Origin of the sequence: Bacteroides uniformis, assembly GCF_025147485.1 — a bacterium.
GTDB lineage: Bacteria > Bacteroidota > Bacteroidia > Bacteroidales > Bacteroidaceae > Bacteroides > Bacteroides uniformis.
Window position 1 is genome coordinate 2075636 of the sequence record NZ_CP102263.1, and the last position, 14009, is coordinate 2089644.

The 14009-nt window shown below is 48.6% G+C and carries 12 protein-coding genes; 5 read left to right on the forward strand and 7 right to left on the reverse strand.

Features of this window, described 5'->3' with window-relative positions; all coding sequences use genetic code 11:
• Positions 1 to 6 precede the first annotated feature (6 nt).
• Both NQ510_RS07890 and NQ510_RS07895 read left to right on the forward strand, forming a co-directional pair.
• A complete protein-coding gene (locus NQ510_RS07890; protein WP_005823923.1) occupies positions 7 to 1473 on the forward strand; it encodes a RagB/SusD family nutrient uptake outer membrane protein in 1467 nt (488 codons plus the stop codon).
• A gap of 18 nt (positions 1474 to 1491) precedes the next feature.
• The gene (locus NQ510_RS07895; RefSeq protein ID WP_005823921.1) at positions 1492 to 2655 is read left to right on the forward strand and encodes a metallophosphoesterase; all 1164 of its coding nucleotides are present in this window, start codon (positions 1492 to 1494) and stop codon (positions 2653 to 2655) included.
• A 155-nt stretch (positions 2656 to 2810) separates the two neighbouring features.
• Here the strand turns inward: NQ510_RS07895 and NQ510_RS07900 are convergent, their stop codons facing one another.
• Positions 2811 to 3464, reverse strand: a complete 654-nt coding sequence (locus tag NQ510_RS07900; protein WP_005823917.1) for an HAD family hydrolase — start codon at positions 3462 to 3464, stop codon at positions 2811 to 2813.
• A gap of 361 nt (positions 3465 to 3825) precedes the next feature.
• Here NQ510_RS07900 and NQ510_RS07905 point away from each other — a divergent pair, with 361 nt between their 5' ends.
• Complete coding sequence (locus NQ510_RS07905) at positions 3826 to 4683, forward strand: enoyl-ACP reductase FabI (RefSeq protein ID WP_005823911.1); 858 nt, start codon at positions 3826 to 3828, stop codon at positions 4681 to 4683.
• Complete coding sequence (locus NQ510_RS07910; RefSeq protein WP_005823906.1) at positions 4683 to 5387, forward strand: SAM-dependent methyltransferase; 705 nt, start codon at positions 4683 to 4685, stop codon at positions 5385 to 5387. Before NQ510_RS07905 ends, NQ510_RS07910 begins: the two co-directional genes overlap by 1 nt.
• Here the strand turns inward: NQ510_RS07910 and NQ510_RS07915 are convergent.
• From NQ510_RS07915 to NQ510_RS07940, 6 genes are all read right to left on the reverse strand, one after another.
• Positions 5353 to 6471 (reverse strand): hypothetical protein, encoded by a 1119-nt coding sequence (locus tag NQ510_RS07915; protein WP_008665606.1) that lies wholly within the window; start codon positions 6469 to 6471, stop codon positions 5353 to 5355. The genes NQ510_RS07910 and NQ510_RS07915 overlap by 35 nt on opposite strands.
• A 46-nt stretch (positions 6472 to 6517) precedes the next feature.
• The gene (gene lipA, locus NQ510_RS07920; RefSeq protein ID WP_005823900.1) at positions 6518 to 7399 is read right to left on the reverse strand and encodes a lipoyl synthase; all 882 of its coding nucleotides are present in this window, start codon (positions 7397 to 7399) and stop codon (positions 6518 to 6520) included.
• Positions 7399 to 9612, reverse strand: coding sequence for a S9 family peptidase (locus NQ510_RS07925; protein ID WP_005823898.1), 2214 nt, complete (start codon positions 9610 to 9612; stop codon positions 7399 to 7401). Before NQ510_RS07925 ends, lipA begins: the two co-directional genes overlap by 1 nt.
• 201 nt (positions 9613 to 9813) lie before the next feature.
• Complete coding sequence (locus tag NQ510_RS07930) at positions 9814 to 10575, reverse strand: sugar isomerase domain-containing protein (RefSeq protein ID WP_005823892.1); 762 nt, start codon at positions 10573 to 10575, stop codon at positions 9814 to 9816.
• Positions 10576 to 10607: 32 nt separating this feature from the next.
• Positions 10608 to 11759, reverse strand: coding sequence for an MFS transporter (locus tag NQ510_RS07935; RefSeq protein WP_005823889.1), 1152 nt, complete (start codon positions 11757 to 11759; stop codon positions 10608 to 10610).
• Positions 11752 to 12711: an ROK family protein gene (locus NQ510_RS07940; protein ID WP_005823887.1), complete on the reverse strand. Its 960-nt coding sequence runs from the start codon at positions 12709 to 12711 to the stop codon at positions 11752 to 11754. Before NQ510_RS07940 ends, NQ510_RS07935 begins: the two co-directional genes overlap by 8 nt.
• A 315-nt stretch (positions 12712 to 13026) precedes the next feature.
• Here NQ510_RS07940 and NQ510_RS07945 point away from each other — a divergent pair, with 315 nt between their 5' ends.
• The gene (locus NQ510_RS07945) at positions 13027 to 13956 is read left to right on the forward strand and encodes a TIGR01212 family radical SAM protein (protein WP_005823884.1); all 930 of its coding nucleotides are present in this window, start codon (positions 13027 to 13029) and stop codon (positions 13954 to 13956) included.
• Positions 13957 to 14009: the final 53 nt, after the last annotated feature.

Consider the following 14009-nt stretch of genomic DNA (forward strand, 5'->3'; position numbering starts at 1 on the left):
AACACAATGAAAGCATTAAAATATATGATGATGGGGATGTTGGTCAGCCTGACCGCCTCCTGTGGCAATGACTGGCTTGATGTTGAATCCAGTACAAAGATTCCGACTGAAACCGCCATACAGAATCTGGATGATGTGGAATATAGCTTGAACGGTATCTACGACGTGATGCGCAGTACCAACTATTACTCGGGCCGTATGATTTATTACGGAGACGTGACGGGTGACGATGCGCAGTCCATAAAGACCGGAAAGCGTACCACCAGCTACTATATGCTGGACTATACAAAGGATTCCGGTCCGTCTTCCCACTGGTCTTATGCCTATAAGATTATCCAGAATTGTAATATCATTTTGTCTCAAATAGACGGATTGGATGTCAGTGAGGATGATACGGAATACTTCAACGACCTGAAAGGCCAGACCTTGGCTCTCCGTGGATTTGCCTTGTTCGACCTGACCCGTTTCTTCGGCTATCCGTATGCCAAGGATGGAGGAGCTTCTTTGGGAGTGCCTATTGTGACCGAAGTATCCAATACGGAAAACAAGCCGTCGCGCAATACCGTTGCCCAGTGTTATGAGGCAATCATCAAGGATTTGAAGGAAGGTGCTGACCTGCTGGATGAAGAATTCAACAAGGGTAAGATTAATAAGTGGGCGGCAATGCTGTTGCTGAGTAGAGCCTATTTGTATATGGAAGATAATCAGAATGCCTTGATTACGGCTGAAGCTGCCATTGCGGGAGCGGAAAAGAATAAGTACCGTTTGTGGACCAATGATGAGTATGGCACGATATGGGGAACTGATTTTGCCTCTTCCGATCCGGGAGAAGTCTTGTTTGAGTTGGTGAATCTGACAGTGGACGGCGTTGGCAAAGAAAGTGTGGCTTACCTTTGTTGGCAGGCGGGTTATGATGATTATTGCCTGACCAGTTCTTTCTATGAACTGATGCAGGAAGATCCGGATGATGTCAGGAATCAGGCATATACGGTTGTTCCTAAGACAAAGAGAGCTTACATAGCCAAGTATCAGCCGCAGAGCGGCAAGGCTGTGGAAGATTCCAATATTCCAGTACTTCGTCTGTCCGAACTTTATCTGATTGCTGCCGAAGCGGCTGTAAAGCTCAATAACAATGACAAGGCTGTAAAGTATCTGGATGCTATTGTCAGCCGTGCCAATCCGGAAAAGACCGTGCAGGGTAAGACGGTGACGTTGGATGATGTTCTGTTGGAACGCCGTAAAGAGTTGTTCGGTGAAGGACACCGTTTCTTCGACGCCCTTCGTAATCATCAGACTATCGTGCGCAAGGAGTCGACCAAGGAATTCCCGGAAATAGCCGAGACTTCACATCTGAAGATGGTGGATGAGAGCGTATCTTTTGATTGGAACTATTATCGTGTAGTATTGCCCATTCCTAAGGCGGAGATGAATTCCAATCCGAATATGCAGCAGAATCCGACTTATGGTGATTAATTCCAAAAAAGCGAGAATATGAAGTATCAGACTACTATTGTAAAGTCTTTTTTTACTGTATTTATTCTAACTTTCATCAGTTCCGGCCTAAGTGCCGGAACTCTTGGTTTAGACGGTAAGAAGAAGGATAAGGAGAAGAAGGAGGAATTGTCGGCAGACGGACCTTATGTGATTTATGAACCGGACGGCAAGGTGTGCGTCATAAGTGTTACAGCCCAAGGGCAGATAGAAGATACGACTTATACGGTGCTTCCTCAGGATTTCACCCTTCATGTCACGGACCACAAAGGGCGTTATCCGTTTGATGTGAAGCTGCATCCGGTCAAACGTCCGGAATGGCAATACAGACAACCGGATAAAGTGTTTGTGATGTCTGACCCCCATGGCAAGTTGAATTGCGTGATGAGCTTGCTGCGAGGCAACAATGTCATTGATAAAGACTACCATTGGAGTTTTGGAACCAACCATCTGGTGGTTATCGGTGATATATTTGACCGTGGCAAAGATGTGCCGCAGATATTTTGGCTGTTCTATAAATTGGAGAAGGAGGCGGCAGATGCAGGTGGTCATGTTTCGTTTCTGTTGGGTAACCATGAACCACTTGTGACGGCAAATGATTTGCGTTATACCAAAGAAAAGTACAAGACATTGGCCCGAAAACTGGGTATGGATTATCCGGCATTGTTCGGTCCGGACACAGAACTTGGCAAATGGCTTGGTACCCGTAATACGATGCAGACCATCGGACCTAATCTGTATGTGCACGCAGGTTTGGGAAAGGAGTTTTATGACCGTGACTTGAATATTCCCACAGTGAATGAGGAAATGAGCCGTGCATTGTTCATGAGCAAGAAGGAACGTAAGGCCTTATCGCCTCTCACGGCTTTCCTATATGGTAATAGCGGACCTATCTGGTATCGTGGATTGGTACGGACGGATGCAAAATACCATCCATTGGCACAAGACTCCCTGCAACTGATGTTGAAACGTTATGACGTCGAACATATCATTGTGGGGCATACTATCTTTAAGGATATTTCCACTTTCTATGATGGACGGGTGATTGGAGTGAATGTGGATAACGAGGAAAACCGAAAGAAGAAACGTGGGCGCGCTTTACTGATTGACGGGAATACCTATCTTGTGGTGGGAGATAAAGGAGCGATGCGAAAATTGTTCTGAGGCTGTTCTCTTTCTGATTATTTTTTAGGCGTGGAAGTACGTGGATTTCACGGAGAGACAAAGAAAAACTCCGTGTTTTTCGCGTAATCCGCGCCTAAAAAATATCATAATGTAAATATGCACTCTCGGATAGCTGGGGGGGAGGGAGTGCCTTCTCAAAGAGCGGCGATAACGGCAATGTCCGTAGCATTGTCTACGATATGTGCCGGATGAAACTCTTCCAGTTCTGTGCGGGGACGGAATCCCCAGGTGACTCCGCAGGCGGTGACTCCGGCATTGGCGGCCGTCTGCATATCCACTCCGGAGTCTCCCACATATAGCACGTCTTCACGGGATATCCGGGTGATGTCCAGAATGTCATGCACCACTGTTGGGTCGGGCTTCACGTTGACCCCTTCCCGTTGTCCGAAGACGGCGGTAAAACGTATGTTGGGGAAATAATGTGAAATCAGTTTCACGGTAGCCGATTGATATTTGTTGGAAGCCACTGCCAATATCATCCCTTTCTCCTGCAACTGTTCCAGTAGTTCGGGGATGCCGGGGTAAGGGCGGCTTTTATCAGCATTGTGCACGTCATAATAAGGCACAAACTCCTTGCGGACGCGCAGGACGTTTTCTTCGCTCTTTTCCCCTTCCGGGAGGGCGCGCTCGAACAGTTTGTTGATTCCGTTGCCAACCATGAAGTTATAGGCCGATTCCGGGTGAGTGGGATAGCCAAGCGCTTGCAGGGCATGGTTTGTACTTTGTGCCAAATCGGCTATTGTATTCAGTAAAGTTCCGTCCAGGTCAAATATAATCAACTTCTTCATTGCCTTCTCTATTTTTTAGTTTGCTGCAAATATAGGGCTTTTTGCGCTCATGTTCAAATGCTGTCTCGGGTTTCATCAGGTATTTGCAGAATAGGAAGCCCTGGGCTGATAATCAGTGCGTTATTACTGCATTCCTGCTGCATGCGTTTTGCAGTAGTACTGCAGATGGAGTGCAGCGTTACTGCAAATATGTTTGCAGTGATACTGCAACTGTATTGCAGTGGTACTGCACAAGCGTTGCAGTAGTTTTGCAGTGGGTGATCGGTATATTTTTTGCCGTTCTTCCCTTTTCTTTGCACACTTTCGGGCTTTTTATGCAAAAACTTCCTATCTTTGCAGCCGAATTTTACTAAAAATAGGTATGAGTTACAATTTGTTGAAAGGAAAAAGAGGCATTATTTTCGGTGCTCTGAATGAGCAGTCCATTGCCTGGAAAGTAGCAGAAAAAGCAGTAAAAGAAGGTGCAACCATCACTTTATCGAATACACCGGTTGCTGTCCGTATGGGCGAAGTGTCCGCTCTTTCGGAGAAACTGAACTGCGAGGTGATTCCCGCAGATGCTACAAGTGTAGAAGATTTGGAAAATGTATTCAAACGCTCTATGGAAGTATTGGGTGGCCCGGTTGACTTCGTGCTGCACTCCATTGGTATGTCTCCCAATGTGCGTAAGAAACGTACATATGATGATTTGGATTACGATATGTTGGAAAAGACGCTGGACATCTCCGCTGTCTCTTTCCACAAGATGATACAAGCTGCCAAGAAACTCAACGCCATTGCCGACTACGGTTCAATTCTGGCTTTGAGTTATGTGGCTGCGCAACGTACGTTCTACGGTTACAACGATATGGCAGATGCCAAGGCACTGCTGGAATCCATTGCCCGCAGCTTCGGTTACATCTACGGACGTGAACACCATGTACGTGTCAACACCATTTCCCAGTCTCCCACGATGACCACTGCCGGTTCCGGTGTGAAGGGTATGGACAAACTGTTCGACTTCGCCAACCGCATGTCTCCTCTGGGTAATGCTTCTGCCGATGAGTGTGCGGACTACTGTATCGTGATGTTTTCCGACCTCACCCGCAAGGTCACTATGCAGAACTTGTTCCACGATGGAGGTTTCTCCAGCGTAGGTATGAGCCTTCGCGCCATGGCTACTTACGAGAAGGGACTGGATGAGTATAAGGACGAAAACGGAAATATCATTTACGGCTAATGGAACTCGCACTTTATCTTTTGCCAGTCACGCTGGGCGATACGCCTATTGAAACGGTGTTGCCTCCTTATAATAAGGAGATAATACTGGGAATCCGCTATTTCATCGTGGAGGATGTGCGCTCGGCACGCCGTTTTTTGAAAAAGGTGGACAAGGGAATAGATATTGATGCGCTGACATTCTATACGTTGAACAAGCATACGTCGCCCGAAGACATCTCCGGCTATCTGAAGCCGCTGGTGGAGGGGCATCCGATGGGCGTGATCTCCGAAGCCGGTTGTCCGGCTGTGGCCGACCCGGGAGCGGACGTAGTGGCTATTGCACAACGGAAAAACTTGAGAGTGGTCCCCTTGGTGGGGCCCTCTTCCATTATCCTCTCCGTCATGGGTTCCGGCTTCAACGGTCAGAGCTTTGCCTTCCATGGTTATCTTCCCATTGAACCGGCAGAGCGTGCCAAAAAGCTGAAAATGCTGGAACAACGCGTCTATAATGAACATCAGACTCAGCTTTTCATTGAAACGCCTTATCGCAATAATAAGATGATAGAGGATATTCTTCATAACTGCCGTCCGCAGACCAAGCTCTGCATTGCGGCGAACATTACTTGTGAAGGGGAGTATATCAAAACCAAGACCGTGAGGGAGTGGCAGGGCAAGACTCCCGACCTTTCTAAGATTCCTTGTATTTTTCTCTTGTATAAATAATAGCTTCCAGGTGCTCGAATTCATATTCCAGGCAACTGCTGAAGAAGTTCCGTCCCAGGTTGTGTTCCATTTGCTGGAATGTCCATAGCTTTCCCCCCTTGAAATTCTTATTGCATAGGATGGAGTCATCGTCCAGGTCTAGTGTGAAGAGATAGACCAGGCGGTTGGTGGCTTCATTCTCAAAATGATACATGAAGTTGAAGTGCAAATGGTCTAATGGGGCGGTGGGAAGCGTTTGTCGTAAAATTCTGTGTGCGCCTTGTTCCAATGTTTCTCCATATATCAGGTAACCCTCCATCAGCAAGTCGATTTTATCTTTCTCGAAAACGTTGCATTTGGGGCGGGGGAGGAGAAACAGCATGCCGTGTGAGGCAACGGCAATCCGGATGACCGGATTGATATAGTCGTTTTTCCGGTTGATGGCTTCTGAGGCGATGGCTTTCCCCATGACATCTCCTTTGGTATTGACTATCGGTACGAAAACCGTGTGGTTCATCACTATATTGAAATAGAAAATGCCGAACTGATTGAACAGAATGCCTGATATAAAGACGAGGGGAGGCGCCACATAAAACAGAATGTGGCGGGTAGTGTCTCCCAAAGGGTAACTGACCAGAACCGCCAAGAAGATAATCAGAAAATGCAGCAGGCTTATGATAAGGATTACGCGTGAGGATACGATGGCGGCTTCTGCCCCTTGTGCAAAAAGCTGCTTGCAGCATTTCTGTGTCTGAGACATGTGGTAGTCCAGAAATTTTCTCCTATTGAGGTAGATGACGAATGGGGGAATGATGGCACTGATTTCCAGCGTGAACGGAAGCATGAAACGGGGACAGTAGTTTACGAGGAATAGGGTTGTTACCGATAACAGCAGTAACATTCCGGTAGTACAGTAAAGTATGATTTGCGGAACATGCGTTCCTCTATGCCTCACCGAATAGATGCTAAACAAGAGTCCTACACCTGCACCGATGTAGATGGACATGTCCTGCGTTATAAACTCGCATAATATGATGGATATTATAACGGGGATGAATCCCAGCGACATATTGAATCTTGATGATAAAATTCTTTGATGGCTCATTATCCGTATTATGATTTTGTCGTTTACATCATAACAACTGGGAAATTTAAATGTTTCCTATTTTACTTCTTTTTTGTATAAAATGGATCTGTTTTTCCGCATGATAAGAGGAGCGTACCAATGGAGCGCTTTCCACTTGCTGAAACCCTTTTTTCAATCCTTTCTCTCTGTAGAGTGCAAATTGTTCGGGAGTAATATATGCTGCTACCGGATAATGCTTGTGTGTGGGTTGAAGGTATTGGCCTATAGTCAGTATGTGGCAGTCCACCCGGCGGAGGTCGTCCATCAGTTCTTCCACTTCTTCCGGAGTCTCGCCCAATCCCACCATAATGCCGGACTTGGTGGTAGTATTGCTTTCTGCAATTTGCCGCAACACTTCCAGGCTTGTTTCATACTTGGCGGCACTGCGTACGAGGGGGCTGATGCGACGGACAGTCTCCATGTTGTGCGAAATGATTTCCGGTTGTGCATCGATGACTTGTGCCACGAGTTCCTTTCTTCCCTGGAAGTCGGGAATCAGCACTTCGACGGTGGTGTCAGGGTTGAGCCGCTTGATTTCCCGGATGGTACGTACCCAGTGTGACGCGCCTAAGTCGGGCAGGTCGTCACGGTCTACGGAGGTGACGACTGCATGGGAGAGTTTCATCAAGGCAATGGACTCTGCCACATGTGTAGGCTCATCGGCATCCAGTGGCAAGGGCTTCCCGCTTGCCGTGTTGCAGAACTTACAGCACCGGGTGCAGATATTTCCCCCAATCATGAAGGTTGCGGTGCCTTTCCCCCAACATTCCCCCATATTGGGGCAACGGCCGCTGCTACAGATGGTATGTAGGCAATGCGATTCGACAATGCGTTTGGTCTCGGTATAGCGCTCGTTGGCACCGATGCTTATTTTGAGCCACTCAGGCTTACGTACTCTTTCGGGCATTATTTCAATTCTTTGTTGAAGAAGTTGGTCAACCGCGTGTATAGGTGTAACCGGGTATTTCCTCCGTAGATACTGTGGTTGCGGTTGGTGTAAACCTGCATATCGAACTGTTTGCCGAGTTGTACCAGTTGTTCGGCATATTCGGCACAGTTCTGGAAGTGTACATTGTCGTCTGCCATGCCGTGTACCAGCAGCAGGTTGCCGTGAAGCTTGTCGGCACGGGTAAAGGTGGAACTGGCCTTATAGCCTTCGGCGTTTTCTTTCGGTGTGCGCATAAAGCGTTCGCCATAAACGGTGTCGTAGTAGTTCCAGTCGGTAACGGCAGCTACGGCTACTCCGGCCTTGAATACCGGTGTTCCTTCACTCATACTCATAATGGTCATGTATCCACCGTAACTCCATCCCCAGATTCCGATGCGGTTTTTGTCCACATAAGGCTGGTTGCCCATGTAGAGGGCGGTTTCCACCTGGTCTTTGGCTTCCTTGATACCCAGGTTCAGATAGGTGCATTTGGCGAATTCGGCACCCCGTCCTCCGGTGCCACGCCCGTCTACGCAAACCACGATATAGCCTTGTGATGCCATGTAGGTTTCCCAGCTTACACTGAACTTGTCAAGCACTTGCTGTGAACCGGGGCCGCTGTACTGGTACATCAGTACCGGGTATTTCTTGCCGGCAGAGAAGTCGGCAGGTTTCATCATCCAGCCATTCAATGTGGTTCCGTCGGAAGTCTGGAAAGTGAAGAATTCCTTCCGTGGCATGTCATAGCCGCTGATTTCCTGCTTCAATGCCGCATTGTCCATCAGGGTGGCAAGAGTCTTGCCGGTATTGTCGTTCAGCGTAATGACGGTCGGAGTGTCCAGATTGGAATAACGGTTCATATAGTACTTCATGTTCGCACTGAACTGCGCACTGTTTGTTCCGGCTTGTGACGATAGTCTGGTCTTTTTACCTTTCCGGTCAATCTTGTAGATGGCACTGCGCATGGGGCTTTCCTCGTTGCTGCTGAAGTAGAAGCTTCCTTCTTCGGGGTCATAACCCAGGAACTCCTGCACTTCATATTGTCCGGCTGTCACTTGTTTCAGCAGATTGCCGCCTATGCTATACCAGTACAGATGGTTGTATCCGCTCTTTTCGCTGACAAAACTGAAATTTTCCGGATAGAAGATGATGTTGTCGAATACATTCTCGCGGATATAGGTATCGCTTTCATCACGCAGAGCCAGTTTGGCTACCGTGCTGCGAGGGTCGGCAAAGTATAGGTCGAACCGGTTCTGATGGCGGTTCAGTGTCATGACGGCAAGTTTGTTGGGGTCTTGGGTAAAGCGGATGCGGGGAATATAGCCGTCTGCATCTACCGGCACGTTTATCTTGCGGGTCACTTTCGACTTGATGTCGAAGGTGTGTACGGACACTTTGGAATTTACTTCTCCCGTTTTAGGATATTTGTAAGTATACTCTCCCGGATACTTCTCGAAAGGGGTGAAGTGGGGGGCTTGTCCGGCAAAAAGAGGGAAAGAGTAGGAGGGAACATCTTTCTCGTCGAAGCGGATGAAAGCCAGCATCTGGCTGTCGGCACTGAATTCCAGCGCACGGTTGAAGGAGAACTCCTCTTCGTAAACCCAGTCGGGGATGCCGTTCAGCACCTCGTTCTGTTTCCCGTCTTCCGTCACCTGGCTTTCGCTGTTGCCGTAGAGCAGTTTTACAAGGAAGATGTTGTTGTCGCGTACAAAAGCCACCTGGTTGCCGTCCGGTGAAAATACGGGCACCTGCTGCGGGCCGCCGTCCGAAAGCTTTTCCACGATATTGTTGATTTTACCGTCCAGGTTGCGCTTCAGGCTGTAGATGTAATGCACAGCCGTATAGGAATGACGGTAGATGGGAGTTGTTTCGGTGGCAATGAGCAGCTTGCTGCCGTCCGGAGCAAAGCTGTAGCTGTCGAATGTCTTGAACGTGCATTCGCGTGCGGTAGCGGCATCAAACAGCACTTCCACGGGTTTTCCCGTTTTGAAGGAGTACTTGATGATTTGTGTCCTGTCCGCATTCATCTGCGAATAATGTTCCCCGTCTCCCGGGATGGGGATAACGCCGGAAATATTCTTCGGAGTGAACTTGCCCGATACGATTTCTTTCAAATCGAGCGCCTTGCCACTTTGGGCGAAACCTGCCAGCGTACAGAGGCAGAGGAGAAGTGCGATACTTATCTGTTTCATATCTATCTTTTATGCTTATCTGTTTCCCTATTTTTTCTGGGGAACAAATATACAACAAAGGGAAGATTTATCGAAGCAGTGGGCCGATTTTATTCTTTTTGAACAGAAAAAGCCCGTCCTGCTTCTTGGGGGCGAAGCAGGGACGGGCCTCCGTCACTCATAGATGATGATTGGATGAGATGATGATTGGAATATCTTTCGTTACAAGCACTTGACTTTTCTTTGATATTCTGCAATGGCTGCATCCAGTCGTTCGTGGGCGGTTGTGTCACCCGGAACGTTGTGCGACGGATGGATGTACAAGTGTACGCCACGGTCGGCAAGGATTTCGGCAACGGTAGTGATGGTCATCCATACCATGGTGACGAAACTCAATGTAGACAACGGACCTACCTTGTCGAAGTGGTTCTTCAAAGGTACGGAGGCGTCTACCAGGGGAACGCAGGAATCCACTACGATATCTGCCAACTGGAAGAGGTTCTTTCCGCTGGAGTGACGGCTGGCCTTGTCGCCCGTTTCGCTGGCCGAACCGTATACGATAACTTTCATGCCGCGCTTCTTGGCTTCCAATGCCATGTCTATATTGACGGCATTGATACCGGTATGTGAGAAAATCCACATACAGTCTTTGGAATCAAAATCATAGTTCTTCATGATTTCCTGGCCGTAGCCTTCTGCCCGTTCCAGGAAGAGGAACTGGTGAATACCCATCTGGCCGATAATCTGCGTGAAGAATGTCAGAGGCAATTCGCAAAGCGGGTGGAATCCTACAAAGCTGCCGATACGCGGATACATTTCTTCTACGGGAATTGTTGCGTGGCCGCAACCAAACGTGTGGACCCAACGACCGGCTTCGATGGAATCTGCCATAACAGTGGCTGCTTTTTTGATGTTTTCCAACTGGGTAGCCTCCAGTTTTTCCATAATGCCATGGGCATTCTTTAACCATTCGAGTGCTAACATAACTTTTTTTGTTTTTTAAGAAGTTAATAAATTTATTTGAGTGAGCGTTTATACAAAAGGAGCATGACGGCAAGTGAGGCAATCATCAGATAAGGATAAAGCCCGATGCCATTGGTGTATTGGGAAACCATTCCCATCAGGCCGTTCATTGCAGTCTGGCCGACGAGGGCTATGGCAAGCGCCACGCTGAATGCTGTTCCCGATAAGGACGGGTACCGGCTTCCAAGAATGCTGAGTATCACGGGATACGTGGCCGACAGCCCCATACCTACCAGCACCATGCCGACTGCCGCGCGTGCAAACCCCGGCGAGAACATAAGGAAACAGAAGCCTATGGCAGTGAGTGCAAGGCTGTAGGGCAGCACGGTTTCCGGTTTTATCTTCTTGAATATCGCAACCTGCACCATACGTGCCACGGTCAGTCCCGCTACCATGCAGGTCAGTGCAATCAATGCCTGATTGGCCGGAATATCCGTCATCTGCCCAAAGTAACTCGTGGACCAGTTGTTGCAGACACCCTCGATGCCGCTTTGGAAAAAAAGAATGAAGCTGAGTAGCAGTAAGCTGCTTTCTTTCAGCAGTCCCAATCCCTCTTTTACCGGGAAACCTTGCGCCTGCTTAGGGGCGGGGAAGCGTACGGGGATACAGAATATAATGCCCGCAAGCATCACTACGCCAATTCCCAGTAAGATGGTTTCGAATGAATAATGCCTGGAAAGGGAGCCCAGCAACATTGGTATGCCCAATGCGCCCAGTCCGTAGAACATGCCCAGAAAACTGAGGCGTGAGCCTTTTTCGGATTCTCCTGAGATGTCGGATACCAATGCATTGGTTTCTCCGTTGAGGATGCCTCCGCCCAGGCCGATGCCGACGATGGAAGCTTGCAGCAGTGGCACGCTTTCAAAGAAGGCAAGTCCTTCCATCCCCAGCAGTACGATGATGCAGCTGGGCACCAGCAGGGCTTTATGTCCGAACCGGTCTACGATGGGACCGAAAATCAGGGAACCGGCCAGCATGCCCAGAGGCAGGAAAGTGACCAGTGAGGTTGTCTGCAACCCGCTCAGATTCAGCTTGGCTATGAGGGATGGCAGCACTGCTCCCAATGTAATCATGGAGACTCCGAAGAAACACATCCCGATGCACGCTGCCGTGAATACGAGATTCTTGTGATAACTGTTACTCATACAAGTGATTTTTGATGGCAAGAAACGCTGCTCCTATCAGTCCGGCATTACCGGACAACTGAGAAGGTACAAATTCCACCTGCTTGATGCTGAGCGGCTGCGCCCATTTGCAGGCTTCCTTGTAAATGTCATCTATAAAGATACCGGCAGGGCCGAAGACGCCTCCGCCCCAAATTATCTTCTGCGGGTTGAGCAGGCTGACCAGATTTGCGGAAGCCATGCCCCACATCTCGACGGCTTTGTGCAATACGGAGATTGCGATAGGGTCTTTTTCATTATAGGCACTGAACACATCATAGGCCGATATGCGGCAGATGGGTTTCTGGCGCAGTTTTCCTTTGTATGCCTTGTTGGCGCGTACGGCATCGCGTACCCGTGCCCCGATACCATTGCCGGAAGCGTAATATTCGAAACATCCGCATGCGTCATACTCTTCCCGGTAGGGAGGTTGCAGGGCCATCCAGCCGGTGGCGCCGATAATGTCGTTGGCTCCGTGCAACACGTGCCCGTCGATGATGATGCCGGCACCGATACCGGTTCCCACGGCAATGAATATGGCACTGTGACATTCTTTGGCGGCACCTTGCCACATCTCTCCATACATATAGCAGGTACGGTCGCTGTCGATGTATATCTCGATGCCCGGAGGCGTTACACTGCGCAGCTCCTCATAGAGGGGGTAGTTGTCCCAGCCCGGTATGTTGGGGGCCCATACCCGGTTGGTTTGGGAGTAAACGATACCGGGGATGCAGACACCTATTCCGTCGACGTGTATACGGCTTCTGCGTGCTACGGTAAGAAGTTTGGCGAGGATATCCGCGGCGAGCTTGCCCACTTCGTGTCCGGTTCTTCCTTTCAGGAGCCGTTTGCGGTTAAACATCATGCTTCCGTCCGGAAAGAAAATGGCGCTGGCTATTTTTGTGCCGCCTATGTCCAATGCGATTGTTGCCATGGTGTTATAGTATTTATAGGTTGATTCATTAAGGTTGTATGCAAAGCTATGAATTTATTTCATTCTTGAGGTGTATAAACTGAGGAAATTGTGTGTAAAAAGAGTGTCTAATCACTAAATTGTGTTTAATGTAATTGCACTTGGATGTACTCTTTCTCAATTAATTAGTTATATATCAGTGGATGAAACATTTTTTAGTGCAGGTGGAAATTCTTTGTTTTATGTTCGTTAACAAATCGGGTGGAAAGTATTCTTGTTTTTGCAGGTTCATCCCACGGAAAAATCCTATATTTGCCACTTACATAAGGAATATGTATGGAAACCAAATCTACGCTCTATAATGAGTTCCCTCTTTTTCTGAAGCGATATTTTTCCTATAAGGTACAGAAAATATCGCTGAATGCCGGTTTTACGTGCCCCAACCGGGATGGAAACAAAGGAGTCGGCGGTTGCACCTATTGTAACAACCAGACCTTCAACCCCGATTATTGCCGTACGGAGAAATCCATTACCCGCCAGCTGGAAGAGGGCAAGCAGTTCTTTGCACACAAATATCCGGAGATGAAGTATCTCGCCTATTTCCAGGCCTATACCAATACGTATGGCGAACTGGAAGACCTGAAGCGGAAATACGAGGAAGCCTTGTCGGCAGACGGGGTGGTGGGCCTGGTCATCGGCACCCGTCCTGACTGTATGCCCGACAGCCTGCTGGACTATCTGGAGGAGATGAACCGGCATACATTCCTCTTAGTGGAGTACGGCATAGAGAGTACCGACGACAAGACACTTTGCCGCATCAACCGCGGGCATACTTTTCATGCCGCCGCCGATGCGGTGGAAAGAACCGCTTCACGCGGAATCCTGACCGGTGGGCATGTCATACTCGGACTGCCGGGCGAGACGCACGAAAGCATCGTGGCACAAGCCGGTGTATTGTCCCGCCTGCCACTCACTACCTTGAAGATGCACCAGTTGCAACTGATAAGGGGTACCCGCATGGCTCTGGAGTACCGGCAGCATCCTGAAGATTTTCATCTGTTTGATGTGGAGGAATATATCGGCCTCGTGATAGACTATATCGAGCATCTGCGGCCGGATTTGGTGCTGGAGCGTTTTGTCTCCCAGTCTCCTAAGGAACTGCTCATTGCACCCGACTGGGGACTGAAAAATTATGAATTTAATCATCGGGTTCAAAAAAGAATGAAAGAACTCGGTGCATATCAGGGAAAGAAGTATGAAATGTGAGAAAAAAGAATTATTTTTGCCGCAACTTTAAATGTGGAATCAATCTAAATAAA